This window comes from Paracoccus mangrovi (assembly GCF_042648425.1).
GTDB lineage: Bacteria > Pseudomonadota > Alphaproteobacteria > Rhodobacterales > Rhodobacteraceae > Paracoccus > Paracoccus mangrovi.
On the sequence record NZ_JBHRXJ010000003.1, the window covers coordinates 183,087 to 207,465 of the forward strand.

The following is a 24,379-nucleotide window of genomic DNA, read 5'->3' on the forward strand; positions in this document are numbered from 1 at the left end:
CTGGCTTTCTTTACCTGATCTTAGCGTCGCAAGACTGTCACGAAAACGTCCCCTGCGTAAGGGGGGCTTGCGCGGCGCGGTATTGGCCGGGCGTGACGCCGGTCGCGGTGCGAAACCCGCGTGTCAGGTGGCTTTGGCTGTCAAAACCGCAAGCGGTGGCGATCTGGGCCAGCGGCTCGCCCGCAAGGATCAGCCGCTTGGCCCTGTTGATGCGGCGATGCAGCACCCAGCGATGCGGCGAAACCCCAGAACTGGCGCGAAAGCTGCGTTGCAGGTGAAATTCGCTCAGATCCGCCAGCGCCGCCAGATCGCGCAGCCGGATCGGGCCGTCCAGATGCGCCTCGGTGTAATCGGCGATCAGGCGCAGCTTTTGCGGCGACAGACCCCCGGCAAGCTTGTGCCCGACTGGCAGGCGATAGGGGCCGGCGGCGGCCAGTATCTCGACGGTCAGCGCCTGCATCGCCGTCTCGCCGCCAAGGGGGTCGCCGTCGCGGATGGCGCCGGCCAGCGCCAGAAAGGGCGCCGACAGCCGCGGCGCCGAGGCATAGGGCAGGTCCGCCAGCTGCAATTGCCGGGCGTCGCGGTCAAAGGTTTCGGCAAAGGCCCGGCGCAATTCCTCATCGGGCAGATACAGGTGGATGAAATCAAAGCTGTCGGTGATGTCCCATTCCGAGCTTTGCCCCTGTGGCATAAGGCAGAACGCCCCCTGCCAGCCGCGCATCGGCTGGCGTCCCACGCCGGGATCGACCCGGCGCGTGCCGCCGCCGCCCCGCAGGTAAAAGCTGAGCACATGCCCCTGGGGGGCGTCATAGCGGATATGGGCATCCCGGTTGCGCCAGATCGTGGCGGCGCGCCCGAAACCCAGATCGAGCCGCCCCAGCGCCCGGGCATGCGGCGCGGCGGCAAGATAGGCCGAGATGGGTTGCGAAGGGCTGTGGGGCATGGGCGGTGGCCGGATCGGTTGATGCCCGCATCCTAGCCACGCCATTGCGCCGGAAAAGGGCGTTTTGGTGTTTTACCGCAAGATCGTGCAAGGCCACGTCGCGGCGCGGTGCTAAAGCGGGCGTGACAACAAGGAATGCCCCATGAACGCCCTGCTTTTCGCCGCCACCGTCCTGATCTGGGGCACGACCTGGATCGCCATCGCCATGCAGGTCGGCCCGGTGCCGGTGCTGGTTTCGGTCTTTTACCGCTTTGCCGTGGCGGCGCTGGTTCTGTTGGCGGGGCTGGCGCTGGCGGGGCGGTTGCGGCGGCCCGCCGGGCGGGACTGGCCCTGGATCGGGGCACAGGCGCTTTGTCTCTTCAGCATGAACTTCATCTGTTTCTATGCGGCGGCGGCCTATCTGCCTTCGGGGCTGATTTCGGTGATCTTTTCGCTGGCGACGCTGTTCAATGCCGTCAATGCGCGGATCTTTTTCGGCGACCGGATCACCGCGCGCGCCGTGCTGGCCAGCGTTCTGGGGATCAGCGGGCTGGCCCTGTTGCTGGGGCCGGAATCGGCGGGTGCGGTCGGGGGCGGCGCAATCCGGGGGATCGCGCTGGCCTGTCTGGGTACGATGCTGTTTTCGCTGGGAAATATGGTGTCGCGCCGCAACAGCGCGGCGGGCATCCCGCCCTTGCAGGCGAATGGCTGGGGCATGGCCTGTGGGGCGGGGCTGTTGCTGGCGCTGATCGCGGCGACCGGGACGCCGGTGGTGGCGCCGCCGGATGGGCGCTATCTGGGCGCGTTGCTGTATCTGGCGGTGGTGGGGTCGGTGATCGGCTTCACGACCTATCTGATGCTGGTCGCGCGGATCGGTTCGGCGCGGGCGGCCTATGCGACGGTGCTGTTTCCGATTGTCGCATTGGCGCTGTCGACGGCCTATGAAGGCTATGCCTGGCACTGGCAGGGGGTGCTGGGGCTGGGGCTTGCCCTTCTGGGCAATGTGGCGATGTTCTCACGCCCAAGGACGGGCCGGGTTCAGCCCGCCTGACACGGCAGATCCTGCCGCGATCAGCTGATGTGAATGGTCTCGAAATCGGCTTTCGAGATGCCCAGCCGGCGCAGTTCGCGTTCGCTGGGCATGTGCTTTGCCTGCAAGTCGGCCACGACCGAAGCCGAGGCGCGCAGCATGCTGAAAGCCGAGCGGAGGAAACGAAGGACGGTCATTGTCTTAGCCTGTCTGGTCTTGATCTGGTTACGGAATCGTCTGTCTTTCGACGCGGCTTACATGGTCGCTCGGCGATCGTTCTGCAATGCAGCATTCCGCAATCCCGCCATGCCGCCAGCACATGGCAGGGCGGAATGGCGTCAAAAGGAAAGCCCCGGCCCAGAGACCGGGCCGGGGCTTTCGCCGTCGTTTCGGGTGGTGGTGGCGATCAGTCCTCGTCGCCGGCCAGTTGCGACAGCATCTCGCCCTTGCCGCGCGCACGCAGGATCAAAGGCACGATCAGCGCCAGCGCGGCAATGCCCAGAAGCACCGCGGCGATGGGCGAATGCAGCAGATAGAACCAGTCGCCCTGGCTGATCGACAGCGCCCGGCGCAGCTGTTGTTCGGCCATCGGCCCAAGGATCAGCCCGACAACGATGGGCGCGATCGGATAGCCGAAAAGCCGCATCACATAGCCCAGCACACCAAAGCCCAGAAGCATCCCCAGCTCAAAGGCCGAAGGGTTGGCCCCGATGGTGCCCAGTGTCGCGAACAGCAGGATCCCGGCGTAAAGCCACGGCTTCGGCACGGTCAGCAATCTGACCCAAAGCCCGATCATCGGCAGGTTCAGCACCAAGAGCATGAAGTTCGCGATCAAAAGGCTGGCGATCAGCCCCCAGACCAGCGTCGGGTTGGTCGCGAACAGCAACGGCCCCGGTTGCAGGCCGAACTGCTGGAACCCCGCCAGCATGATCGCCGCCGTGGCCGAGGTCGGCAGGCCCAGCGTCAACAGCGGCACCAGCGTCCCGGCGGCGGATGCGTTATTCGCGGCCTCGGGTCCGGCGACGCCCTCGATGGCGCCATGACCGAATTCCTCGGGGTGCTTGCTGAGTTTCTTTTCGGTCGCATAGGACAGGAAGGTGCCGATTTCGGCCCCGCCGGCCGGCATGGCGCCGATGGGAAAGCCGATGAACGTGCCGCGCAGCCACGGCTTCCACGACCGTGCCCAATCGCTGGCGCTCATCCAGATCGAGCCTTTGACGGCGGTGACCTCTTCATCGACATGCACGCGCTGGCCGGCGATGAACAGCGCCTCGCCCACGGCGAACATGGCGACGGCCATGGTCGTGACCTCGATCCCGTCCAGCAGTTCGGGGACGCCAAATGTCAGCCGCGCCTGTCCGCTGAGCTGGTCGATGCCGACGCAGCCGCAGGCCAGCCCCAGAAACAGCGAGGTCAGCCCCCGCAGCGCCGAATCGCCGAACGCGGCCGAAACGGTGACAAAGGCCAGCACCATCAGTGCGAAATATTCGCGCGGGCCGAATATCAGCGCCACCTTGACGATGCTGGGCGCCAGAAACGCCAGCAGCAGCGTCGCGATCAGCCCGGCGATAAAGGATCCGATGGCGGCGGTGGCCAGCGCGGGACCCCCGCGCCCCTTGCGGGCCATCTTGTTGCCTTCCAGCGCGGTGATGATCGACGCACTTTCGCCCGGCGTGTTCAGCAGGATCGAGGTGGTCGAGCCGCCATACATGCCGCCGTAATAGATGCCCGCGAACATGATCAGCGACCCGGCCGCGTCCAGCCGGTAGGTCACCGGCAGCAAAAGCGCCACGGTCAGCGCCGGGCCGATCCCGGGCAACACGCCCACGGCGGTGCCCAGCGTCACCCCGATCAGCGCATAAAGCAGCATCATCGGATCGGCGGCGGTGGCCAGCCCCTGGAGCAGGAAATCGAACGCACCCATATGCCCTATGCCCCCGGAAAGATCAGATGCTCAATCGGCCCGGCGGGCAGATGCAGCATAAGCAATTGCGAAAACACCACCCAGACGACAAAGGCGAAGGCGATGCCGATGGGAATGGTCATGGCCAGATTGGTCTTGCCAAAGGCGCGGGCGGTAAAGGCGAACAGGATCCCGGTCGCAATCGAGAACCCGGCGAAATGCAACAGCATCAGCTGCGCGGCCAGCCCCGCGACGATCCAAAGGACCGGCGCCGGCGCCTGTGGCGGGCGGGCGGGGAAATCGCCGCGCAGCCCCTCGATCGCGGTCCATGCGGACAGGCCCAACAGACAGAAGGCCACGACGCGCGGCACGCTGGCCGGGCCGACGCCCGAATAGCCGCCCAGATCGGCAAGGCGCGCGCTGTCCCACAGCATCACGCCCGCGACCACGGCGAGCCCCGCCGCGATGATCAGCGCCGCCGGATCACGGCGGCGCGGCGGTTCAAAGCGCTTGACGCTCATTTCACCAGACCGATGTCCTTGAGGACGGCGGCGGTGGCTTCTTCGTCCTTGGCCAGCTGGGCGTCGAAATCAGCGCCCGACAGATAGGTGTCCGACCAGCCCTTGTCGGCCAGCTGCTTTTGCCAGTTTTCCGATTTCACCATCTTTTCGATGTCGGCGGAAACCTTGGCCTTTTGCTCGTCGCTGAGGCCCGGCGCGGCGGCGACCATGCGCCAGTTCTGCAATTCCACGTCCAGACCGGCCTCTTTCAGGGTCGGGGCGTCCGTGCCCTCGATCCGCTCGGGCGAGGAGACGGCCAAAAGGCGCAGCGTGCCCGCCTTGACCTGGGCGTCGAATTCACCCAGCGAGCTGACGCCCGCCGTCACCTGATTGCCAAGGATCGCGGCCAGAGCCTCGCCGCCGCCGGAATAGGCGATATAGTTGATCTTGGTCGGATCGACGCCGGCCGCCTTGGCGATCAGCCCGACCGCGATATGGTCGGTGCCGCCGGCCGAACCGCCGGCCCAGCTGACCGCGCCGGGATCGGCCTTCAGCGCCTCGATCAGGCCCTTCATGTCCTGGATGGGCGAGGCGGCGGGGACCACGATGGCCTCATATTCGCCGGTCAGGCGCGCGATCGGGGTCACGTCCTTGAGCGAGACGGGCGAATTGTTGGTCAGGATGGCGCCGACCATGACATAGCCGCCGACGATCAGCGCGTCCGGGTTGCCCTTGTTCTGGCTGGCGAATTGCGCAAGCCCGATGGTGCCGCCGGCGCCGGGGACGTTCTGGACCTGGACCGAGGGCGAGATGCCGTCTTCCTGCATCACGGTCTGCATGGTGCGCGCGGTCTGGTCCCAGCCGCCGCCGGGATTGGCCGGGGCGATGATGGTGTAATCGGCCATGGCCGGGGCCGCGATGGCACCTGCGAACAGGCTGGCAAGAACGAATTGTTTCATGGTCTTCCTCCGCATGGACGGGCCGCGTGGGGCGCGGCCGCCGAAGTTCTGGTTTTTCTGGTTTTGACCCGCATCTCTCCCAGAATGCGGGCGCTCCCGTGGGGCGCGTCGGACGTGCCCGGGGTATTTCCACCACAGAAAGCTGTCATGGACCTGACATGGCAGAGATTTTTTCGCGGCCTGCCCGGACGGGGCTGGCGGGCGGCGGCGTTACCGCCCCTGAATGGCCTTGTTCCAGCGCGCCAGAAGCTTGGCCCGCGTCGCCTGATCCAGATAGGCCAGAAGGCCAGGGCTGACCGGCACCGGCTTGAGCCGCAGGCCGTCCAATTCGCCCATGCCGCCGGCCGGGCTGGTCTGGCCGGCGACCTCAAGGCTGACGGCCGACAGGCGCAGGGTATGCGACAACAGGCGCTGGCCATCGGGCGACATCAGGAATGCCAGGAATTCGCCGCCGAGCTCGGGCGCCCGCGCCGCCGCCGGCACCAGCCCCACCCGCGACACCACCACCGTGAAATCGCGCGGCAGGATCAGCCCGACATCGGGATGCTGGCGCGCCCATTCCGCCGCATAGGATCCCAGAAGGTTATAGCCCACCGCCAGCCGCCCGTCCGAGATGCGTTCCAGCAGATCGGCCGTGGTCGGGAATTGCTGGACCCCGGCGCGGCCCATGGCCTGCACCACCGACCAGATGCCGGGATAGAGTTCCTGATCCCGGGCCAGAAACAGATAGCCCACCCCCGACCGCGCCACGTCATAGGTGCCGATCCGGCCCTGTGCCTGATCGGGATGTTCGGCCATCCAGCGCATCAGATCGGCGCGGGTGGCGGGTGGTTCGCGGCCGGCGAAACTGGGCTTGTGATAGGCAAAGACCGCGGGCTCGAAGGTCAGCGCATAGGCCGTGTCGCGCCAGTTCGCCCATCCCGGCCATGACGGCGTGTCCGGGGTCATGACCGGGCGCGCATAACCGTCATTTGCCAGCTTGACCTGCAAATCCATGGCCGAGGAAAAGGCGAAATCGGCGGTCGGGCCGCCGGCATCGGTTTCGGCCACGATGCGGTCATGGACATCGGTCGTCAGCAGGTTTTCATAGCGGATGGCGATGCCGGGATGGCGGGCCTGAAAGGCGGCGATCAGGGGCGCGGCCAGATCGTTGTCCAGCGAGGAATAGACCGACAGTTCCGTTTCCGCCCCTGTGCCGCCCCCCGATGCGCCGGGTTGGGGCGCGGGAAAGCGGGTGACCTGCGCCGATGCCCCGCCCGCCCATATCAGGACGGCGGCCATGACAGGCAAAAGCAACGCTGGCAGGTGGCGGAGACGCTGGCGCATGATGCGCGACTGTGCCAAAGCGCGACCCCGTTCACAAGCCCGGCGCGGCCCGCTATCGTGCCGGCCAAGGGGGGACGGATGCGGATTCTGCTGGTTGAGGACAACCTGTCGCTGGCCGAGGGGCTGGTCACGCTGCTGCGCCAGTCGGGCTATGCGGTGGACGTGGTCCATGACGGTGCCTCGGCCGAGGCATTGGCGGCGGCGGAAAGCTTTGATCTGGTCATTCTGGATCTGAACCTGCCGCAGATGGACGGGATCGAGGTGCTGCGCAAGATGCGCGCGCGCAAGAACCCGGCGGCGGTGATGATCCTGACCGCGCGCGGCACCCCCGAGGAACGCGTGCGGGGGCTGGATCTGGGCGCCGACGATTACCTCATCAAGCCCTTTGACATCCGCGAATTCGAGGCCCGCATCCGTTCGCTTTTGCGCCGTCAGGCGGGCTTGCGCGATTCCACCGTCAGCTTTGGCGATCTGGTGCTGGACCAGACGGCGCGCAGCTTTCTGCTTGCCGGGCAGCCGCTGGACCTGCCGGCGCGCGAACGCGGCCTGCTTGAACTGTTGATCATGCGGGCGGGCAAGGTGGTGGCGCGCGATTCCATCGTGCAATCGCTGACCTCTCTGGAAGAGGACCTGTCCCCCAACGCGATCGAGCAATATGTCAGCCGGTTGCGCAAGCGGCTGGCCCCGGCCGGGCTGACCGTGCGGACCGCGCGCGGCATCGGCTATTTTCTGGACAGGGCCGATCCCAAGGGGGCGGTTTGAGCCGGCGTCCCTTTTCGCTGCGCCGCCGTTTGCTGGTCTGGCTTCTGGTGGCGACGGCGGTTCTGGGCACGGCCGCGCTGATCGACACATGGCGCGAGGCGCGGCGCATGGCCAATGCGCTGGCCGACCGGGTGCTGGCGGGTTCGGCGCTGGTCATCGCGGAACGCGCCTCGCTGGACGATGAGGGGCTGATCGCCATCGACATCCCCTATGGCGCGCTGGAAATGCTCAGTTCGGCGGCGCAGGACCGGGTGTTTTACCGCGTCGACGGGCCGCCGGGACGGATCGTGACCGGCTATGCCGATCTGCCGGTGGCGATGGCGGTGCAGGGGGGCGATCCGGTCTTTGCCGATGACTGGTTTCGCGGCGCGCCGGTGCGGGTCGCCAGCCTGGCGCGCGCCGCCTCGACCGGGATCGACGAGGTGCCCTTTGTCGTCACCGTGGCCGAAACCACCAATGCCCGGCGCGAGCTGACGCGCGCCATTCTGATGCGGTCGGCGCTGCGGCTGGCCTTGATGATCGCGGGGGCGGCGCTGATCGTCTGGATCGCGGTCACCGTGTCGCTGCGCCCGCTTTACCGGCTGCGCGACGAAATCGCCGAACGCAGTTCCGACGACCTGTCCCCCATCGGCACCCCGGTCCCGTCCGAGGTGCGCGGTCTGGTCGGTACGGTCAATTCCTTTATGCACCGGCTGAAATCGGCGCTGGACGGGTTGCGCAATTTCACCGGCAATGCCGGGCATCAATTGCGCACGCCCCTTGCGGTGGTGCGCACGCAGCTTGCGCTGGCGGCGCGTGCCGGCACGCTGGCCGATGCACAGGCCGCCGCCGCCAAGGGGGACGCCGCCGTCGCCCATGCCGAACGGATTCTGGCGCAGCTTTTGCTGTTGGCCAAGGTCGATGCCGCCGGCGGCGCCCATCCGCGCGCGCCGCTGGACCTGACGGCGCTGGCGCGCGACGTGACCGCCGATCACATCCCCGAGGCGGCGGAACGCGGTATCGATCTTGGCTTTGAGCCGGTGGCGGGCGACGATTCCCCGCTTGCGGTGCGGGCCGAACCCTTGCTTTTGGGCGAGGCGCTGCGCAACCTGATATCGAACGCCATGCTGCATGCCGGGCCGGCGGCGGTCGTCACCGTCCGCCTGAAACGCGAGGCCGCGCAGGCCGTGCTTGAGGTTGAAGATAACGGCCCCGGCATCCCGCCCGAGGCCCGTGCCCGCGCCATTGGCCGTTTCGCGCGCGGCCCGACCGAGGGGCCGGGCATGGGGCTTGGCCTGCCGGTGGTCGAGGAAATCGCGGTATTGTTCGGCGGCACGCTGGTTCTGGATGACGGCGCCGGCGGCGGGGCTGGCGGTGGTGCGGATGGGCGCGGTCTGATCGCGCGGATCCGCCTGCCGCTGGCGCTCTGACTGTGTCTAAATTTTTCCGCTCAACGTACAGAACCCTTGCAAAACGGACCGATTCCCGCCATCTTGCCGCTGTTCGCGATGTCGTGAACGCAGTTTGATGTCCGGGCCCCTCTGGCGGACGTGGCGGCACGTTCGTGATGTCGGCATCGATCTTTGACCAGCCGCCTGGACTTTTTCAACATGACGCAAGGAAACGGCCTCTCTGGGGGTGTCACGAGCGGTGCCCCGCGCTCGATGATGCATTATTTCAAATGGGCTTTTATCGTCACCATTCTGGGGCTGGCACTGGGCGCCGCCCTTGGCTGGCAGACCACCGGCACCTTTGGCGGCATGCTGTCGATCTTTTTCATCTGCGCGGTTCTGGCGGTGCTGGAAATCTCGCTTTCCTTCGACAACGCCATCGTCAATGCCAACAAGCTGAAAGACATGACCCCGGAATGGCAGCACCGCTTCCTGACCTGGGGGATCATCATCGCCGTGTTCGGCATGCGGATCGTATTCCCGCTGTTGATCGTGGTGGTCGCCGCCAATATCGGACCCTGGCAGGCGATGGTGCTGGCCGCGACCCAGCCCGATGAATATTCGCGCATCATGCATGACGCGCATCTGCCCATCGCGGCCTTTGGCGGCACCTTCCTGATGATGGTGGGCCTGTCGTTCTTTTTCGACCATGAAAAGGACGTGCACTGGGTGCGCTGGCTGGAACGCCGGATGCAGAAATACGCCACCATCCGCGGCATCGAGGTCGCGATCGCGCTGATCACCGTTCTGGTCTTTTCGCGCTTTCTGGAACCCGCCGAATCGCAGATCTTTTTCCATTCCGCGATCTGGGGCCTTTTGACCTTTTTGCTGGTCGAGGTTCTGGGCGGCCTTCTGGACAGCAGCCAGGAGGCGCTGCAAGCCGGTGCTAAGGGTGGTCTGGGCGCGTTCCTGTATCTTGAGGTTCTGGATGCGTCCTTCAGCTTTGACGGCGTGATCGGGGCCTTTGCGCTGACCCATAACCTGTTCGTCATCGCGATCGGTCTGGGCATCGGGGCGATGTATGTGCGCTCGATGACCATCATGCTGGTCGAAAAGGGCACGCTGACCGCCTATCGCTATCTGGAACACGGGGCGTTCTATGCCATCATCGCGCTGGCGGTGATCATGTTCGTGCAGCCGCTGGTCCATATCCCCGAGGTCATCACCGGCCTTGGCGGTGCGACGCTGATCGGGATCTCGCTCTGGGCTTCGATCCGCTGGAATCGCAACAACCCCAATGGTGAGGCCGAGGGCTGATCGCCCGCCGATCCGATGCCTTTTGCGGCCGCCGGTTTTCGCAACCGGCGGCCGTTTGCGTTTCCGTCCTTCGTCATCGGGGCGATTTCGGCTAAAAGGGACCGGCCTGACCGAACGGAGCCGTGCCTTGTCCATGTCCGCGATCCTGCCCCCGATATTCGGGGCCACCGCTTTGATGCTGCTGTTTCTGATGTGGCGCGCCCGCAAGGGGTCACGCCAGCACAGCGCCGCCGCGGGTCTGGGCGCGGTGATCGCCGGGCTTCTGGCGGCGCTGCCGCTGATGGCGCCGGCCCGCGACGCGGGCGATGATGTGCGCGACTATTACCGCCAAAGCCGCACCGCCCCGCCACAGCCGCCGCGCGTCTTTCATCTGGGCCACAGTCTGGTCGGGCGCGACATGCCCGCCATGCTGGCGCAGCTGGGCGGCGGCGATTACGCGCTGCAACTGGGCTGGGGCACCACGCTCAGGGCGCATTTCGAACCCGATGTCGAAATCAACGGCTTTGCACAGGAAAACGACACGCCCAAATATCGCGACGCGCATCAGGCGCTGGCCAGCGGCGAATACGATGATTTCGTGATGACTGAAATGGTCGCGCTGGCCGATGCGATCAAATATTTCGACACCCGCGGCTATGTCGCCAAATGGGCCGCCGAGGCCGCCGCCGGCAATCCCGGCGGACAGATTTTTCTATATGAAACGTGGCATTCGCTGGATGACAAGCCCGACTGGCTGGCCCGCTTGCCGGGTGATCTGAACACGATGTGGAAGCCCGATCTGCTATGGCCCGCCGCGCGCGCCGCGAAAAAGCCGGTCTGGCTGATCCCCGCCGGGCAGGTGATGGCGAAACTGGTCGCCGAGGCGGAATCCCAGGGCGGCATCGCCGAGCTTGCGTCCCGCAAGGACCTGTTCGCCACCACGCCCGAGGGCAAGCTGGACCCGATCCACCCTAACGATCTGGGCATCTATCTGGTGGCGCTGACGCATTATGCGGTGCTTTACGGCAAAAGCCCGGTCGGTCTGCCGCGCGAATTGTTGCGCGCCGATGGCTCACCCGCGACCGCGCCCTCGGCCGAGCTGGCGCGCCGGATGCAGGAAACCGTCTGGGATGTGGTGACCGGCATTCCCGAAACCGGGGTGCCGGCCGGCGGGCTTTAGGCGCGGGCCGTCACCAGAACAGATGCGCCTCGTCGATGGCGCGGCGCCAAAAGGCATCGCGGTCGGATTCCGGTGCCCAGCCCAGCAATTCCTTGGGTTTGGCATTGTCAAAGGGCGACAGATGGCCGCGCGATTTCCAATCCGCCCGCGATGCGGGGGCCGCGCCCTTTTTGCGCAGGACGTGACGCTTTAGCCCCTGTTTCAGCGCATCGACCGCCCAGAGCGCGGTCAGGTTCGAGCCCGCGACCCGCAGCCTTGCCCCGGCGCGGCGGTGGATGGCGTCGAAATAGTCGCGGCCGGAAAACATCGGCTCGCCGATCAGATTGAAGCTTTGGCCAAGCGCCCGGTCTTCGGTCATCATCAGGATCAGCCCGTCCGAGACATCATCGGCCAGCACAAAGGGCAGGATGTTGCGCCCGCTGCCCCACAGCCGGACCGCGCCCGCGCCGTGCCAGCGCCCGATCCCCCAATGCTGCAACGGCCCGCCATCGCCCAGCACGATCCCCGGCCGCGCGATGACCAAAGACAGACCGTCCGCCTGCATCGCGATCAGCCGCCGCTCGCCCTCGGCCTTGGACCGGGCATAGATGTTGCGCGATTCCATCTGGCCGAACTCGGTGGCCTCGGTGATCGGGCGGGCGGGGTCGGACATGTCATAGGATGCGATGGTGCCGGTATGGACCAGCCGGCCGATGCCGGCGCGCAGGGCGGCGCGGCCGATGCGCTCGGTCGTGGCGACGTCGTTTTCCAGCGCGGCGGCCCAGCTTTTATCGGTCGATTTCGCCAGGTTATAGACGCAGTCCATGCCGGCCATGGCCTGGGCCAGCGCGTCCTCGTCGCGCAGGCTGACGCCCACCGTTTCGACCCGGTCGGCGATGTCGGGAAAGGGGCCGCCGCGCCCGCGCGACAGCACCCGCACGTCATGGCCCTGTTCGACCAGCCGCCGGGTCAGGTTGCGGCCGATGAAACCGGTGCCGCCGATGACCATGACGCGGGGCCGGGGCGTGCCGGTCGGGCGCGCCGGCACGGCGGGCAGGGCCGGCAATGCCGCCAGCGCGCCCGCGATCCCCTGCATCACCATGCGGGCCGAGGCCGGGGCGAAACGCGCATCCGGTGCGCCGCTGTGGATGCCCGCGTAAAAGGCGGCGACGGTGTTGCGAAAGCTTAGCCCATAGGGGCTTTTCTGGTTCAGCGAGGCGGCCTGTCGGAACGCGTTGCGCGCGCCTTCGCGCAGATGGCTGCCGGCGCGGCCCAATTCCTTCAACAGCGGGTTCAGCACCAGATCGGCGGTGTTGTCGCGGCTGACCACCAGCGTATCGGCGGCGAAATCCATCCGTGCCATGGCCGACGACCCGCGCAGGGTCACCGAGCGGTCGTCAAAGGTTTCGACCAGCGACAGGTTGATGGCCACATCGACATTGCCCGCCCGCGCAAGGACGCGCCAGCTTTGCGGCCGCTTTTCGCCGCCGGGCAGGGTGATCCACTGGCCAAGACTGACATGTTCGACCGTCAGCGGCCCGAACAGATCCACCGCCATGGAAAACGGATGCGGCCCCAGTTCCAATAGCAGGTTCTGCGTCTCGCGCAGCATCCACAGCCCATAGGGCCCCGACCGCAACGGCACGAGAGGCAGCGCCCAGTTGATCTGTGCGCTGGACACCACGCCCAGATCGCCGGCCTGTTTCAGCGCCCGCAGCTTTTCATAGGAAGGCAGGCCCAGAAAGTTGTGGCAGGCGCCCAGCTGTCGGCCGGCGGCATCGGCGGCATCGGCCATGTCGTCGATTTCCTGCACCGACAGGGCGACGGGCTTTTCGACCATCACATGCAAGCCGGCGCCAAGGCATTTCACCGCGATGTCGCGATGCAGGTTCGGCGGCGTCAGGATGTGGACCGCGTCACAGACCCCCGCCGCGATCATCTGATCCAGATCGGAATAGGCGGTCACGCCGTAACCCGCCGCCAGCGCCTCGGCCGCGTCGCGGGCCGGATCGCAGACCGCCACCAGCCGCGCGCCGGGCGTGGCCCGGATCGCATCCGCGTGCCAGCTTGCGATATAGCCGGCGCCGATAATGCCGATGCGAAGGTCCGGGGTCATGGCAAAATCCTATTTATACTCGATAATACGCATGTCCTCGCCTTTGCGGCGACGGCGGTGGTAAGTCAACATTCCTAAAAGGTTAGGTATCTTGGCCAAAGTCAGCAATGCGGCCTGGCGCGCGGCCATGGGCTGACCGGCCAGCCCGCGCCATGTCTTCCACCAGGACAGCGCATAGACCGCCGCCACCGCCAGCACGATCCAGCCACTGATGAACAGCCCCAGCACAAGGATCAGCGGCAGCACCAGCCCATAGACCCCGACGCGCAGCTTTTCGCGCCGGAAATGCGGCGGATGCATCTGGTTCAGCTGGGCAAAGCCATGCCCGGCGCGTTTCGCGCGCTGCCACCACTGACCGAAACGGGTCATATTGGCGTCATGGCGGGTCATCTCGACCGGCAGGCGGACCAGCTTCCAGCCGGCCTTGGCCAGACGCAGGCAGAATTCGTCATCCTCGGCGGCGATGACGGTGGGGTCGAAGCCGCCGATCTGGTGAAAGGCCGTGGTGCGCACCATCATGTCGCCGCCGCAGGCGGTGATCGGCCCGGCGGGGCGGCGCCATTCGACCTGACACATCTGGTTATAGACCGAGGCCATGGGGTGGATTTCCGAGCGCCAGCCGGTCACCAGCCCCAGCGTCGGATCGGCGGCCAGCGCGTCGGTCCCGGCCGCAAGCCAGCCGTCCTGTACCGTGCAATCGCCATCGACGAATTGCACCAGATCCAGATCGCCCGCCGCGATCAGTGCCTGAAACCCGGCATTGCGGGCGCGGGCGGCGGTAAAGGGGGTCGTGGTGTCCAGCTCGACCACCGTCACGCCAAGGCCGCGCGCAAAGGCCACGCTGTCGTCGCGTGAACCGCTGTCGACATAGACGACGCGGTCACAGACCGGGACCAGCGAATGCAGACAGGCTTTCAGCCTGTCGCCTTCGTTGCGGCCGATCACCACGGCGCCAAGGCTGGGGCGGGTCATGTCTTTCCCCCGTACTGGGTCAGGCGATGGCGCAGCTATCCTTGGCGGGACGCCTTGTGTCAATGCGCGGGGGCCGGCGGATTTGGGAATTGGTTAGCGCGCTCTGGCCGCAGGGTTTCGCGCGCCAGCGCCGAAATCAGGTCGGTCTGGGTGACGATGCCGATGATGCGGTCGCCGTCGAGCACCGGCACCGCGTCGCAATTGCCGCTGGAGAGCACCGGCAACAGCGCGCCGACCGGTGTCGTGGGCAGGGCATGGGGCGTGTCCACCTGCATGATCTGGGCTGCGCGGGTCGGCGCCGCGCCGCCCGGCTGGATCAGCCGCGCCAGCGCCGGGATCAGGCCGCCGCCCTGGCGAAAGGCGTTTTCACGCGCGCGGCGGATCAGGTGGATCTGAAAGATCACGCCGCGAAAGACGCCCTTGTCGTCAACCACCGGGACCGAGGTGAAATTGTGGCGTTGAAAGATGGCGGCGACCTTGCGCAGGCGGGTGTCGGGCGTGACCGTGATCAGATCGCGCGACATGATGTCGGCGGCGCTCAGCGGGCCTGTGCGATGGGTCGCGGCCTGCAATTCGGCGGCACCGATCAGCCGGGCCAGATCCTCGACCCCGAGGTTCAGGGACTGGCGGTGGCTTTGCAGGATCTGGGTCAGCTCGTCCTTGGACAGGCCCAGCCGTTCCTCGGGGGGGTGGTCGGCGGTGCCGTGGGGGCCGGGCTCGTCAAACTGGCGGAACGGATAGCGCCGTCCGGTGGCGCGGGCATAGATCATGGCAATGCCGACCAGAACCAGCGTTCCCGCCAGAACCGGCGCCAGCACGAAACCAAAGCCCAGTTTGGCTATCGCTTCGGGATTCATGGCGGCGGTCATGGCCACCGCGCCGGCCGGCGGATGCACGGCGCGCAGCGGGATCATCAACGCCACCGAAAGCCCCACGGCCAGGGCGATGCGCCAGGCCGGATCGGCGATGATCATGCAGGCCAGCACCCCCACCAGGGCGGCGGCCGCATTGCCCACCACCGCCGACCAGGGCTGCGCCAAGGGGCTGTTCGGCACCGCGAATACCAGAACCGAGGTCGCCCCGAAGGGCGCGATCAGATAAAGGCCCAGCGTCTGATCGGCCTGTGGCGACAACAGGAAAAGCCCCGCCACCCCCAGCCCGACCAGCGCGCCAAGACCCGCGCGCAGCGCCTCGGTCGCCGAGCCTGCGGCAATGGCCGGCCCCAGCGCCTGAAGGGTTCGATAAAGCCGTGCCCCTAGGGTTTCCGTCATGGCCTGTCCAAACTGCCCGCGATCCGGGCATCCGACCGCCTGATAGTCGGGTGGGCGGCCGGGTGGCAAGCGGCCTTGTGCCCGCCACCCCGGGTCCCGGGCGGCTATTTATAGCGCTGACCGCGTTGCAGGACCTCGATCTGATAGCCATCGGGATCGGCGATAAAGAAAAAGCGCGCGATCACCTCGCCCCCCGGGGCGAAATCGACAAGCTTGCGCGGCGCCAGCCCCTCGGCGGTCAGGCGGGCGTGTTCGGCGTCCAGATCGTCGACCGAAAATGCGAGATGACCGTAACCATCGCCCAGCTGATAGGGTTCGGTGCGGCCCTTGTTGACGGTCAGCTCAAGTTCGAAATCCGTTTCCGGGTTCGACAGATAGACCAGCGTGAAGTCCGGGAAATCCAGCCGCTGGGCGATATCCAGCCCGAAGGCGCGGCGATAGAAATCGACGGAACGCGCCTCGTCCAGAACGCGGATCATGCTGTGAATGGCCTTGGCCATGGTCCTCTCCTTGGGTTTCGGGATCAGCCCAGCCGGGCAAAGGCCTCAAGCACGGCGCGCTCGGACTGGTTCAGGTAATCCTCCAGCATGGCGGCGGCGCCGGCGGCATCCTCGGCGGTCAGCCGTTCCAGAATCTGCGCGTTGCGGGCGATATAAGGGCGGTGCAATTGCTCGGGGCTGCGCAAAAGTCCGAAGGCCAGCCGCAATTCCGCGATGATATGGGTGAAAAACCCGATCAGGCGCGGGCTGTCGGTCAAGGCGACGATGGCCAGATGAAATTCCATATTGGCGCTGCCGATGCCCTGCCAGTCGCCGCTGCCATGCAGCTCTTCGGCGCGTTCGACGGCGGCGCGCATCCGCGCCACGGCCGCATGGCCCGACCATGCCTGCGCCAGCGCCGGAACCTCGATCAGGCGGCGGACGCGATAGATGTCGAGGATCGACGCCATCGAAGGCGTGGCCACGAAAACCCCGCGATTGGGTTCGTGGCGCAGGATGCCTTCGCGGGTCAAAAGCCGAAACACCTCGCGCAGCGTGTTGCGCGAGATGTCCAGATCGGCCGCCAGCCGGGCCTCGGACAGGCGTTGGCCGGGCACCAGCGCGCCGCCGGTCACCTGCGCCCGCAGCCGGGCGGCGGTTTCTTCGGCCAGGCTTGCGGTGGCGCTGGTGCCGGTCATGATCGTCCCCCGATGAACTGTGCCGATCTTGGCCCAGCGCGCGGCTATGGGCAAGGCAGAGCCGCCGGATTGCGGGGTGATTCGGTTCACGATGCGGGCAATATTTGCCAGATTATTAGGCAATAGATGCGGGATTTGCCCTGAATTCGCCCATTATGTCTGATCTTTTCGTATGAATCGTTCAACAATAATCACAAAAATGCCAAATAATCGTTGACGCATTGTCATGTTGCCCGCATGGTCGAGCCATTCCCGAAACGCACCCCACCCTTGCAGCAGGAGCATGACCGATGGCCGAATCCATCCCGTCCCCCTCGGCCGCCAGTGCCGTCACCCGCGGCAGCTTTCTGGCGGCCATCTTCCTGATGGCGACCTCGGCCATCGGGCCGGGCTTCATCACCCAGACGGCGACCTTTACCGCCAAGCTGGGTTCGGCCTTCGCATTCGCGATCCTGGCCTCGATCCTGATCGATTTTGTGGTTCAGCTGAATATCTGGCGCATCACCGCGCTGACCCGACGCAATGCCTCGGATACGGCGAATGCGGCGATTCCGGGGGCGGGCTATTTTCTGGCGGTGCTGATTCTGGTCGGCGGGCTGGCCTTCAATGTCGGCAATATCGCCGGGGCCGGGCTGGGCCTGAACGCGATGTTCGGGCTGGACCCCAAGATCGGCGGCGCGGCCTCGGCGCTGCTGGCGATCGGGATCTTTCTGTCGCGCCGGGCCGGGCTGCTTCTGGACCGCGCGATCATCGGGCTGGGGATCTTGATGATCGCGATGACTCTGGTCGTGGCCTTTACCACCAACCCCCCGGTGGGCGAGGCGCTGCGCCAGACCTTCATGCCCGATGTCATTGATTTCGCCACCATCACCACCATCGTCGGCGGCACCGTGGGCGGCTATATCACCTATTCCGGCGCGCATCGCCTGCTGGACAAGGGGCTGGTCGGCGAAGAGAATCTTGCGGCCGTCACCCGCGCCTCGCTGACCGGGATCGCGGTCACCGGGGTCATGCGCTTTGTGCTGTTTCTGGCCATTCTGGGCGTTGTCGCATCCGGTGTGACGCTGGACCTGTCGAGCCAGGCGGCGAACCCCGCCGCGCAGGCATTCGCGGCCGCGCTGGGCGATTGGGGCATGCGCATCTTTGGCGTCGTGCTTTGGGCGGCGGCGATCACCTCGGTCATCGGGGCGGCCTATACCTCGGTCAGCTTTCTGACCGTGTTCACCCGGCTCGACGACCGCACGCGCAGCATCGCGACCGTCATCTTCATCTGCTTTTCGCTGCTGGTCTATATCGCCATGGGCACGGCGCCCGCCGCGATTCTGGTCTTTGTCGGCGGCTTTAACGGGCTGATCCTGCCCATCGGGCTGAGCATCTTTACCTATGTCGGCTTTGCGCGGCCCGATCTGATGGGCGGGCACCGCTATAACCGTCCGCTTTTGATCGCCAGCGCCATCGTCTGTGCGCTGACCTGGTATATGGGCTGGAAATCGGTCGGTGCGATCTTTGCCTTCCTTGGCATGTGATCCATCATTGCGGCGGCCCCCTGCGGGCCGCCACCACCGGAAAGGAGCGACAGGATGACCCGTGCAATCGATCTCAACAGCGATCTGGGCGAGGGCTACGGCGCCTGGAAAATGGGTGACGACGCCGCGATGCTGGGCATTGTCAGTTCCGCGAACGTCGCTTGCGGCTTTCACGCGGGCGACCCGCTGACCATCCTTGCCACCCTGCGCGAGGCGGCGGCGCGGGGCGTCGCCATCGGCGCGCATGTTTCATATCCCGACCGCGTGGGCTTTGGCCGCCGGCCCATGGACGTGACCTCGGCCGAGCTGACGGCGGATGTGATCTATCAGATCGGCGCGTTGCAGGGGCTTTGCGCCGCCGCCGGCACCCGCGTCACCTACGTCAAGCCGCATGGCGCGCTTTACAACACCATCGCCGGCGATGCCCGGCAGGCGGCTGCGGTCATCGAGGGGATCCAGGCGATCGATCCGACGCTGGTGCTGATGGGGCTGGCGGGCGCGCCGATCCTTGCGCAGGCCCGCGAGGCCGGGCTGAGCACCGTGGCCGAGGCATTCGCCGACCGCGCCTATACGCCGGCCGGCACACTGGTGTCGCGGCGCGAGGCGGGCGCGGTCCTGCATGACCCCGAACTGATCGCTGCCCGGATGCTGCGCCTTGCGACCGAGGGCGTGATCGAGGCCGTGGACGGATCGACCCTGCATCTGCAAGCCGACAGCATCTGCGTGCATGGCGACAGCCCCGGCGCGGTCGCCATTTCCGCCCGCATCCGCGAGGTGCTGGTCGCGGGCGGCGTCGCGATCCGGCCATTCGCGCAGGTGGCGGCATGAGCGGGCTTCCCGATCCGCAGGCGGCGCGCGCGGCCCGGCTGGCCTGTCGGCAGGGGCCGGCGCGGCCGACCTCGGGGATGGCGCCGGGCTTTACGCAATGCAACATGATCTCGCTGCCGCGCGACTGGGCCTGGGATTTCCTGCTTTACGCGCAGCGCAATCCGAAACCCTGCCCGGTGCTGGACGTGACCGACCCCGGCAGTCATCGTACGGCGATGGCCCCTGACGCGGATTTGCGCACCGATATTCCGCTTTATCGCATCTGGCGGGATGGCGTGCTGGCCAAAGAGGTCTCGGACGCGACCGCCGCCTGGGCCGAGCATCCCGATCTGGTCACTTTCCTGATCGGCTGTTCCTTTACCTTTGAAACGCCGCTGCAACAGGCCGGGATCGAGGTTCGCCACATCGCGCAGGACCGCAATGTGCCGATGTATCTGACCAATCGCGATTGCCGTCCGGCGGGGCGGCTGCATGGCAAGATGGTGGTTTCCATGCGCCCGATCCCGGCGGACCGGGTGGCGGAGGCCGCGATGATTTCGGGCCGCACCCCCGCCGTGCATGGCGCGCCCGTCCATATCGGCGCGCCCGAGGGGCTGGGCATCGCCGATCTGCAAAAGCCCGATTTCGGCGACGCGGTCGAGATCCGGGCCGGAGAGGTGCCGGTGTTCTGGGCCTGCGGGGTGACGCCGCAGGCGGCGCTGATGGCGTCCCGCCCGCCCTTCGCGATCACCCATGCGCCGGGCTATATGTTCATCACCGACATCCCCGAAACGCATTGGCAGGTGTGAGATGCGATTTCTGCCCATCGGACCCCGCAGCTTTCTGGCCGAGCTGGCCGATCTGGACGAAACGCTGGCGCTGTTTGACGCGCTGAACGCCGATCCCGTCCCCGGCGTGATCGAAATCATCCCCGCCGCGCAGACCTTGATGATCCGCACCGCGCCGGGTGTTGCCGCCGATGCCGCACTGGCGGGTCGGATCGCGGCCCGCAAACCCGCGCCCGGCACCGCGCCCGCCGCCCGCGCGACCGAAACGGTCGAATTGCCGGTGATCTATGACGGCGAGGATCTGGCCGATGTCGCGCGGCTGATGGGCCTTACGGTCCCCGAAGTCGTCGCCGCCCATCAGGCCGCGACATGGCAGGTGGCGTTTTGCGGCTTTGCGCCCGGCTTCGCCTATATGACCTGCGAGGATGCGCGGTTCGATCTGCCGCGCCGCCCATCGCCCCGGACGCGGATCCCGGCAGGTTCGGTCGCCTTGGCGGGGCGGTTTTGCGGCATCTATCCGCAGGAAACCCCCGGTGGCTGGCAGCTGATCGGCCGGACCGAGGTGCCGATGTGGGACCTTGGCCGCGATCCGCCCGCGCTGTTGCGCCCTGGTGTGCGCTGCCGCTTTGTGCAGGGTGGGGGCAAGGTTCATCCCTCGGCGTCGATCCCGCAGGCGCAGCCGGATCAGGGTCTGCGCATCGTCTCGACGGTGTTTCCGCTGGTCTTTCAGGATGACGGCCGGCCCGGTCAGGGCGGGCAGGGGGTTTCGGCCTCGGGTGCGCTGGATATGGGGGCGCTGCATCGGGCAAACCGCGCGGTGGGCAATCCCTCGGGTGATCCGGCCTTGGAAATCACGCTGGGTCCGGTGCGCCTGCGGGCCGACCGGCCGATGGTGCTGGCGCTGACCGGGGCGGGGACGGCGCAGGTCGCGGGACAGACCGTCGCGCCCGGCGCCGCCTTTGCGCTGGATGCGGGCGATGAGCTGCGGATCGACCCGCCACAGGCCGGGATGCGCAGCTATCTTGCGTTGCGCGGCGGCTATGATGTCGCGCCGGTGCTGGGATCGGCGGCGACCGACACGCTGGCCTTTGTCGGGCCAGATGCGTTGAAATCCGGCGCGGTCCTTGCCCCGGCGAACCGCCCCGCCACCGCCGTGGGCGCGCCCGAGGATCAGCCGGCCTTGCCGAAGCCCGGCGATCTGGTGGAACTGCCGGTCACGCTTGGCCCGCGCACCGACTGGTTCACGCCCCAGATGGTCCAGCATTTCCTGACCCAGGAATGGCTGGTCACGCCGCAAAGCAGCCGCGTCGGCATCCGGCTGTCGGGCGAACAGCCGATGACGCGCCCCGACGCCAACGAACTCCCCTCCGAAGGGACCGAGACGGGCGCGATCCAGATCCCCCATTCCGGCCAGCCGGTGCTGTTTCTGGCCGACCACCCGCTGACCGGCGGCTATCCGGTGATCGCGACGCTGCTGCCGCGCGCGCTGGACCTTGCCGGTCAGATCCCGCCCGGCGCGCGCATCCGGTTCACCGCCGCCGCGCCCTTTGCAATCATTGACCAGACGAGGCCCGCATGACCATCTTTGCCACTGGCCCGACCCGGCCGCTGAACCGCCTGCTGATCGCCAATCGCGGCGAGATCGCCGTCCGCATCATCCGCGCCTGTCGCGACGAGGGCATCGAAACCGTCGCCGTCTATGCCGACAGCGACCGCGAGGCGATGTTTGTCCGCATGGCCGATCAGGCCCATGCCCTTGGCGGCGACAGGCCCGCCGACACCTATCTGGACGGCGCGAAAATCATCGCCATCGCGCGGGCTGCGGGGGCGGATGCGATCCACCCGGGCTATGGCTTTCTGTCCGAACGCGCCGATTTCGCCCAGGCCGTGCAGGATGCGGGCCTGATCTGGATCGGCCCCGACCCCGCGGTGATCGAGGCGCTTGGCGACAAGATCGAGGCCCGCCGCATCGCCGAGGCCGTCGGCGCGCCGCTGGTTGCCGGCACCCCCGGCCCGGTCGAAACCCCGGCCGAGGCGCTGGCTTTCGCCCGCGAACACGGCCTGCCCGTCGCCATCAAGGCCGCGTTCGGCGGCGGCGGGCGCGGCATGAAGGTCGCATGGCGTCTGGACGAGGTCGAAGAGCTTTTCTTGTCCGCCACGCGCGAGGCGCTGACCGCATTCGGGCGCGGCGAATGCTTTATCGAGCAATTCCTTGACCGCCCCCGCCATATCGAGGCGCAGGTGCTGGCCGACCGCCACGGCACCGTCAAGGTGATCGGCACCCGCGACTGTTCGCTGCAACGGCGCAACCAGAAGCTGGTCGAGGAGGCCCCGGCCCCCTTTCTGTCCGACGAACAGCGCGCCCGCATCCACGATTCGGCGCGCAAAATCTGTGCCCATGCCGGCTATTCCGGGGCGGGGACGGTCGAATACCTGCTTTCGGCCAATGGCACGATCTCTTTCCTCGAGGTGAATACCCGGCTTCAGGTCGAGCATCCCGTGACCGAGGAAACCACCGGCATCGACCTTGTGCGCGGCATGATCCGGGTTGCGCAGGGCGCGCGTCTGGCCGATGACGGCACCCCGCCGCCGCGCGGGCATTCCATCGAATTCCGCATCAATGCGGAAGACCCGGCCCGGGGGTTCCTCCCCACGCCCGGGCCGGTCGTGACCTTTGACGCGCCTTCGGGGCCGGGGGTGCGGGTGGATAGCGGCGTGGCGGCGGGATCCGTGGTGCCCGGCAGCTTTGATTCGATGATGGCCAAGCTGATCGTGACCGGCGCCACCCGCGCCGAGGCGCTGGCCCGCGCCGCGCGTGCCCTGCGCGAATTTCGCATCGAAGGCGTGGCCTCGGTCATTCCCTTTGACCGGACGGTGCTGGAACAGGACGATTTCCTGGCGCCCGACGGGAATTTCCGCGTCCATACCCGCTGGATCGAAACCGATTTCGCCGAAACCCTGACCCGCGCCATGGAACCCCATGCCCGCGTCAGCCCGGCTGCCGCCGCGCCGATGCTGCGCGTCGCGGTCGAAATCGACGGCAAGCGGCATGAGCTGGGCCTGCCCGCGAACCTGCTCGCGGCGCTGCCTGCTGCGGGGGGCGCGCTGCCCGCCATCGACGCGCCGGCCGTGGACGAGAGCACCGTCACCGCCCCGGTCGCCGGCACCCTGACCCTGTGGCAGGCCGGGGATGGCGATAGGGTCGAGGCCGGTCAGGTCATCGCCGTGATCGAGGCGATGAAGATGGAAACCCGCGTCGAGGCGCATCGCGCCGGCAAGCTGAGCCGCATCGCCACCGAGGGCACGGTTCTGGGGTTCGACGCGCCCATCGCACGGATCGATTGAGGGTGCTTTGACATTGGCATCCGGCCCGTGGCAATCGGGATGCGGGGGCGCATCTCTTTTGGCCCCGGATGCCGGAAATGCCGATGACCCTGATCCAGCGCCGCGCCCTGACATTCGCCATTGCGGGCGCGGGGGGCGCGGCGTTTCTGATGCTGCGGCTGCCCTTGCCCCTGTTGCTGGGGCCGATGCTGGCCTGTCTGGCGGCGGCGCTGATGGGCGCGCCTCTGGCCGGGGCGGGGCGGCTGGGCAGTTTCATGCGCACCTTTCTGGGCGTGGCGGTCGGGGCCTCGATCACGCCCGGCGTGCTGGCCGAACTGCCCGATATCGCGGCCTCGCTGGTCTTTGTCCCCCTGTTCATCGGGGTGATCGCGCTGGTCGGATATCCGCTGTTTCGCCGCGTCTTCGGCTTTGACCACGCCACGGCCTGGTATTCGGCCATGCCCGGCGGGTTGCAGGACATGCTGGTCTTTGGCGAAGAGGCGGGCGGCGATGTGCGGGCGCTGTCGCTGATCCATGCGACGCGGGTGCTGGTCATCGTCACCGTCGCGCCGCTGATCCTGACCATGACCTGGGGGGTGGATCTGTCCCAGCCGCCGGGCACGGCGCTGCGCGCCACCGATCCCGCCGAGGTCGCGATCATGGTTGCCGCCGGTCTGCTGGGCTGGAAGCTGGCCGAGCGGCTGGGCCTGTTCGGGGCCTCGATCCTTGGGCCGATGGTGCTGACGGCGGCGCTGTCCCTGTCGGGCGTCATCCAGCACCGCCCCCCGGCCGAGATGATCCAGGCGGCGCAGTTCTTTATCGGCATCGCGGTCGGGGTGAAATATGCGGGCATCACGCTGCGCGAATTGCGCGTCGATGTGACGGCGGGGCTGGTCTATTCGGCGTTTCTGGCCGCGATCAGCCTGATCTTCATCGAGCTGATCGTCGGGCTGGGGCTGGCGCCGGGGCTGGATGCGTTTCTGGCCTTTCTGCCCGGCGGGCAGGCGGAAATGGTGGTGATCGCGATCATTGCCGGGGCCGATCTGGCCTATGTGGTCAGCCACCATCTGTTGCGGATGGTGCTGGTCATCCTGTTGGGGCCGGTGGTGGAAAAGGTGATCGCCCGGCGCGGGCGGGGCGGCCGGAACGATCCCGACCGCACCCCCTGAAC

General features: G+C 67.1%; 22 protein-coding genes. 11 read left to right on the forward strand and 11 right to left on the reverse strand.

The features are described from left to right. Positions 1-37: 37 nt before the first annotated feature. Positions 38-943, reverse strand: coding sequence for a helix-turn-helix transcriptional regulator (locus ACFOMH_RS05550; protein ID WP_377743153.1), 906 nt, complete (start codon positions 941-943; stop codon positions 38-40). Between the two features lie 142 nt (positions 944-1,085). On the opposite strand from ACFOMH_RS05550, the gene ACFOMH_RS05555 reads away from it, so the two are divergent. Further along, on the forward strand, positions 1,086-1,973 hold the full coding sequence (locus ACFOMH_RS05555; protein ID WP_377743155.1) for a DMT family transporter: 888 nt from the start codon (positions 1,086-1,088) through the stop codon (positions 1,971-1,973). 20 nt (positions 1,974-1,993) lie between these two features. Here ACFOMH_RS05555 and ACFOMH_RS05560 read toward each other — a convergent pair whose 3' ends face one another. The 5 genes from ACFOMH_RS05560 to ACFOMH_RS05580 form a co-directional block, all read right to left on the reverse strand. Then, positions 1,994-2,149: a hypothetical protein gene (locus ACFOMH_RS05560; protein WP_374423698.1), complete on the reverse strand. Its 156-nt coding sequence runs from the start codon at positions 2,147-2,149 to the stop codon at positions 1,994-1,996. Between the two features lie 209 nt (positions 2,150-2,358). Next, a complete protein-coding gene (locus ACFOMH_RS05565; protein WP_374423696.1) occupies positions 2,359-3,876 on the reverse strand; it encodes a tripartite tricarboxylate transporter permease in 1,518 nt (505 codons plus the stop codon). Positions 3,877-3,881: 5 nt separating this feature from the next. Then, positions 3,882-4,376, reverse strand: a complete 495-nt coding sequence (locus tag ACFOMH_RS05570; RefSeq protein ID WP_377743157.1) for a tripartite tricarboxylate transporter TctB family protein — start codon at positions 4,374-4,376, stop codon at positions 3,882-3,884. Further along, positions 4,373-5,314 carry a Bug family tripartite tricarboxylate transporter substrate binding protein gene (locus tag ACFOMH_RS05575; protein ID WP_377743159.1) on the reverse strand — a complete coding sequence of 314 codons (942 nt, stop codon included), beginning with the start codon at positions 5,312-5,314 and terminating at the stop codon, positions 4,373-4,375. Before ACFOMH_RS05575 ends, ACFOMH_RS05570 begins: the two co-directional genes overlap by 4 nt. 210 nt (positions 5,315-5,524) lie before the next feature. Next, entirely contained in the window at positions 5,525-6,640 is a 1,116-nt protein-coding gene (locus ACFOMH_RS05580; RefSeq protein ID WP_374423691.1) for an ABC transporter substrate-binding protein, read from the reverse strand. 78 nt (positions 6,641-6,718) lie between these two features. Here ACFOMH_RS05580 and ACFOMH_RS05585 point away from each other — a divergent pair, with 78 nt between their 5' ends. From ACFOMH_RS05585 to ACFOMH_RS05600, 4 genes are all read left to right on the forward strand, one after another. Further along, on the forward strand, positions 6,719-7,402 hold the full coding sequence (locus tag ACFOMH_RS05585; RefSeq protein ID WP_374423689.1) for a response regulator: 684 nt from the start codon (positions 6,719-6,721) through the stop codon (positions 7,400-7,402). Next, complete coding sequence (locus tag ACFOMH_RS05590; protein ID WP_377743161.1) at positions 7,399-8,811, forward strand: sensor histidine kinase; 1,413 nt, start codon at positions 7,399-7,401, stop codon at positions 8,809-8,811. Before ACFOMH_RS05585 ends, ACFOMH_RS05590 begins: the two co-directional genes overlap by 4 nt. 180 nt (positions 8,812-8,991) lie before the next feature. After that, positions 8,992-10,089 (forward strand): DUF475 domain-containing protein, encoded by a 1,098-nt coding sequence (locus ACFOMH_RS05595; RefSeq protein WP_374423684.1) that lies wholly within the window; start codon positions 8,992-8,994, stop codon positions 10,087-10,089. Positions 10,090-10,222: 133 nt separating this feature from the next. After that, entirely contained in the window at positions 10,223-11,248 is a 1,026-nt protein-coding gene (locus ACFOMH_RS05600) for a hypothetical protein (protein WP_377743426.1), read from the forward strand. A 10-nt stretch (positions 11,249-11,258) separates the two neighbouring features. Here ACFOMH_RS05600 and ACFOMH_RS05605 read toward each other — a convergent pair whose 3' ends face one another. From ACFOMH_RS05605 to ACFOMH_RS05625, 5 genes are all read right to left on the reverse strand, one after another. Beyond that, positions 11,259-13,343, reverse strand: coding sequence for an NAD-dependent epimerase/dehydratase family protein (locus ACFOMH_RS05605; protein WP_377743163.1), 2,085 nt, complete (start codon positions 13,341-13,343; stop codon positions 11,259-11,261). 9 nt (positions 13,344-13,352) lie between these two features. Continuing rightward, entirely contained in the window at positions 13,353-14,315 is a 963-nt protein-coding gene (locus tag ACFOMH_RS05610) for a glycosyltransferase (protein ID WP_377743165.1), read from the reverse strand. 59 nt (positions 14,316-14,374) lie between these two features. Next, positions 14,375-15,586: an HPP family protein gene (locus tag ACFOMH_RS05615; protein WP_377743167.1), complete on the reverse strand. Its 1,212-nt coding sequence runs from the start codon at positions 15,584-15,586 to the stop codon at positions 14,375-14,377. Between the two features lie 104 nt (positions 15,587-15,690). After that, complete coding sequence (locus ACFOMH_RS05620; protein WP_377743168.1) at positions 15,691-16,086, reverse strand: VOC family protein; 396 nt, start codon at positions 16,084-16,086, stop codon at positions 15,691-15,693. 23 nt (positions 16,087-16,109) lie between these two features. Continuing rightward, entirely contained in the window at positions 16,110-16,853 is a 744-nt protein-coding gene (locus ACFOMH_RS05625; protein WP_377743170.1) for a GntR family transcriptional regulator, read from the reverse strand. A gap of 200 nt (positions 16,854-17,053) precedes the next feature. Here ACFOMH_RS05625 and ACFOMH_RS05630 point away from each other — a divergent pair, with 200 nt between their 5' ends. From ACFOMH_RS05630 to ACFOMH_RS05655, 6 genes are all read left to right on the forward strand, one after another. Continuing rightward, complete coding sequence (locus ACFOMH_RS05630; RefSeq protein WP_377743171.1) at positions 17,054-18,289, forward strand: NRAMP family divalent metal transporter; 1,236 nt, start codon at positions 17,054-17,056, stop codon at positions 18,287-18,289. 54 nt (positions 18,290-18,343) lie between these two features. Further along, positions 18,344-19,117 carry a LamB/YcsF family protein gene (locus tag ACFOMH_RS05635; protein ID WP_377743172.1) on the forward strand — a complete coding sequence of 258 codons (774 nt, stop codon included), beginning with the start codon at positions 18,344-18,346 and terminating at the stop codon, positions 19,115-19,117. Continuing rightward, entirely contained in the window at positions 19,114-19,905 is a 792-nt protein-coding gene (locus tag ACFOMH_RS05640) for a putative hydro-lyase (RefSeq protein WP_377743174.1), read from the forward strand. The genes ACFOMH_RS05635 and ACFOMH_RS05640 overlap by 4 nt, the downstream gene beginning before the upstream one ends. Before the next feature lies 1 nt (position 19,906). Then, positions 19,907-21,463, forward strand: coding sequence for a 5-oxoprolinase subunit B/C family protein (locus tag ACFOMH_RS05645; RefSeq protein WP_377743175.1), 1,557 nt, complete (start codon positions 19,907-19,909; stop codon positions 21,461-21,463). Beyond that, positions 21,460-23,229, forward strand: coding sequence for an acetyl/propionyl/methylcrotonyl-CoA carboxylase subunit alpha (locus ACFOMH_RS05650; RefSeq protein WP_377743178.1), 1,770 nt, complete (start codon positions 21,460-21,462; stop codon positions 23,227-23,229). Before ACFOMH_RS05645 ends, ACFOMH_RS05650 begins: the two co-directional genes overlap by 4 nt. Positions 23,230-23,312: 83 nt before the next feature. Further along, positions 23,313-24,377 (forward strand): AbrB family transcriptional regulator, encoded by a 1,065-nt coding sequence (locus ACFOMH_RS05655; RefSeq protein ID WP_377743181.1) that lies wholly within the window; start codon positions 23,313-23,315, stop codon positions 24,375-24,377. Positions 24,378-24,379 lie beyond the last annotated feature (2 nt).

Bases quoted from the DNA above. Each gene is read 5' to 3' on its own strand.
- ACFOMH_RS05550 (WP_377743153.1), bottom strand. From the start codon at position 943: ATGCCCCACAGCCCTTCGCAACCCATCTCGGCCTATCTTGCCGCCGCG.
- ACFOMH_RS05555 (WP_377743155.1), top strand. From the start codon at position 1,086: ATGAACGCCCTGCTTTTCGCCGCCACCGTCCTGATCTGGGGCACGACC.
- ACFOMH_RS05560 (WP_374423698.1), bottom strand. From the start codon at position 2,149: ATGACCGTCCTTCGTTTCCTCCGCTCGGCTTTCAGCATGCTGCGCGCC.
- ACFOMH_RS05565 (WP_374423696.1), bottom strand. From the start codon at position 3,876: ATGGGTGCGTTCGATTTCCTGCTCCAGGGGCTGGCCACCGCCGCCGAT.
- ACFOMH_RS05570 (WP_377743157.1), bottom strand. From the start codon at position 4,376: ATGAGCGTCAAGCGCTTTGAACCGCCGCGCCGCCGTGATCCGGCGGCG.
- ACFOMH_RS05575 (WP_377743159.1), bottom strand. From the start codon at position 5,314: ATGAAACAATTCGTTCTTGCCAGCCTGTTCGCAGGTGCCATCGCGGCC.
- ACFOMH_RS05580 (WP_374423691.1), bottom strand. From the start codon at position 6,640: ATGCGCCAGCGTCTCCGCCACCTGCCAGCGTTGCTTTTGCCTGTCATG.
- ACFOMH_RS05585 (WP_374423689.1), top strand. From the start codon at position 6,719: ATGCGGATTCTGCTGGTTGAGGACAACCTGTCGCTGGCCGAGGGGCTG.
- ACFOMH_RS05595 (WP_374423684.1), top strand. From the start codon at position 8,992: ATGACGCAAGGAAACGGCCTCTCTGGGGGTGTCACGAGCGGTGCCCCG.
- ACFOMH_RS05600 (WP_377743426.1), top strand. From the start codon at position 10,223: ATGTCCGCGATCCTGCCCCCGATATTCGGGGCCACCGCTTTGATGCTG.
- ACFOMH_RS05605 (WP_377743163.1), bottom strand. From the start codon at position 13,343: ATGACCCCGGACCTTCGCATCGGCATTATCGGCGCCGGCTATATCGCA.
- ACFOMH_RS05610 (WP_377743165.1), bottom strand. From the start codon at position 14,315: ATGACCCGCCCCAGCCTTGGCGCCGTGGTGATCGGCCGCAACGAAGGC.
- ACFOMH_RS05615 (WP_377743167.1), bottom strand. From the start codon at position 15,586: ATGACGGAAACCCTAGGGGCACGGCTTTATCGAACCCTTCAGGCGCTG.
- ACFOMH_RS05620 (WP_377743168.1), bottom strand. From the start codon at position 16,086: ATGGCCAAGGCCATTCACAGCATGATCCGCGTTCTGGACGAGGCGCGT.
- ACFOMH_RS05630 (WP_377743171.1), top strand. From the start codon at position 17,054: ATGGCCGAATCCATCCCGTCCCCCTCGGCCGCCAGTGCCGTCACCCGC.
- ACFOMH_RS05635 (WP_377743172.1), top strand. From the start codon at position 18,344: ATGACCCGTGCAATCGATCTCAACAGCGATCTGGGCGAGGGCTACGGC.
- ACFOMH_RS05640 (WP_377743174.1), top strand. From the start codon at position 19,114: ATGAGCGGGCTTCCCGATCCGCAGGCGGCGCGCGCGGCCCGGCTGGCC.
- ACFOMH_RS05645 (WP_377743175.1), top strand. From the start codon at position 19,907: ATGCGATTTCTGCCCATCGGACCCCGCAGCTTTCTGGCCGAGCTGGCC.
- ACFOMH_RS05650 (WP_377743178.1), top strand. From the start codon at position 21,460: ATGACCATCTTTGCCACTGGCCCGACCCGGCCGCTGAACCGCCTGCTG.
- ACFOMH_RS05655 (WP_377743181.1), top strand. From the start codon at position 23,313: ATGACCCTGATCCAGCGCCGCGCCCTGACATTCGCCATTGCGGGCGCG.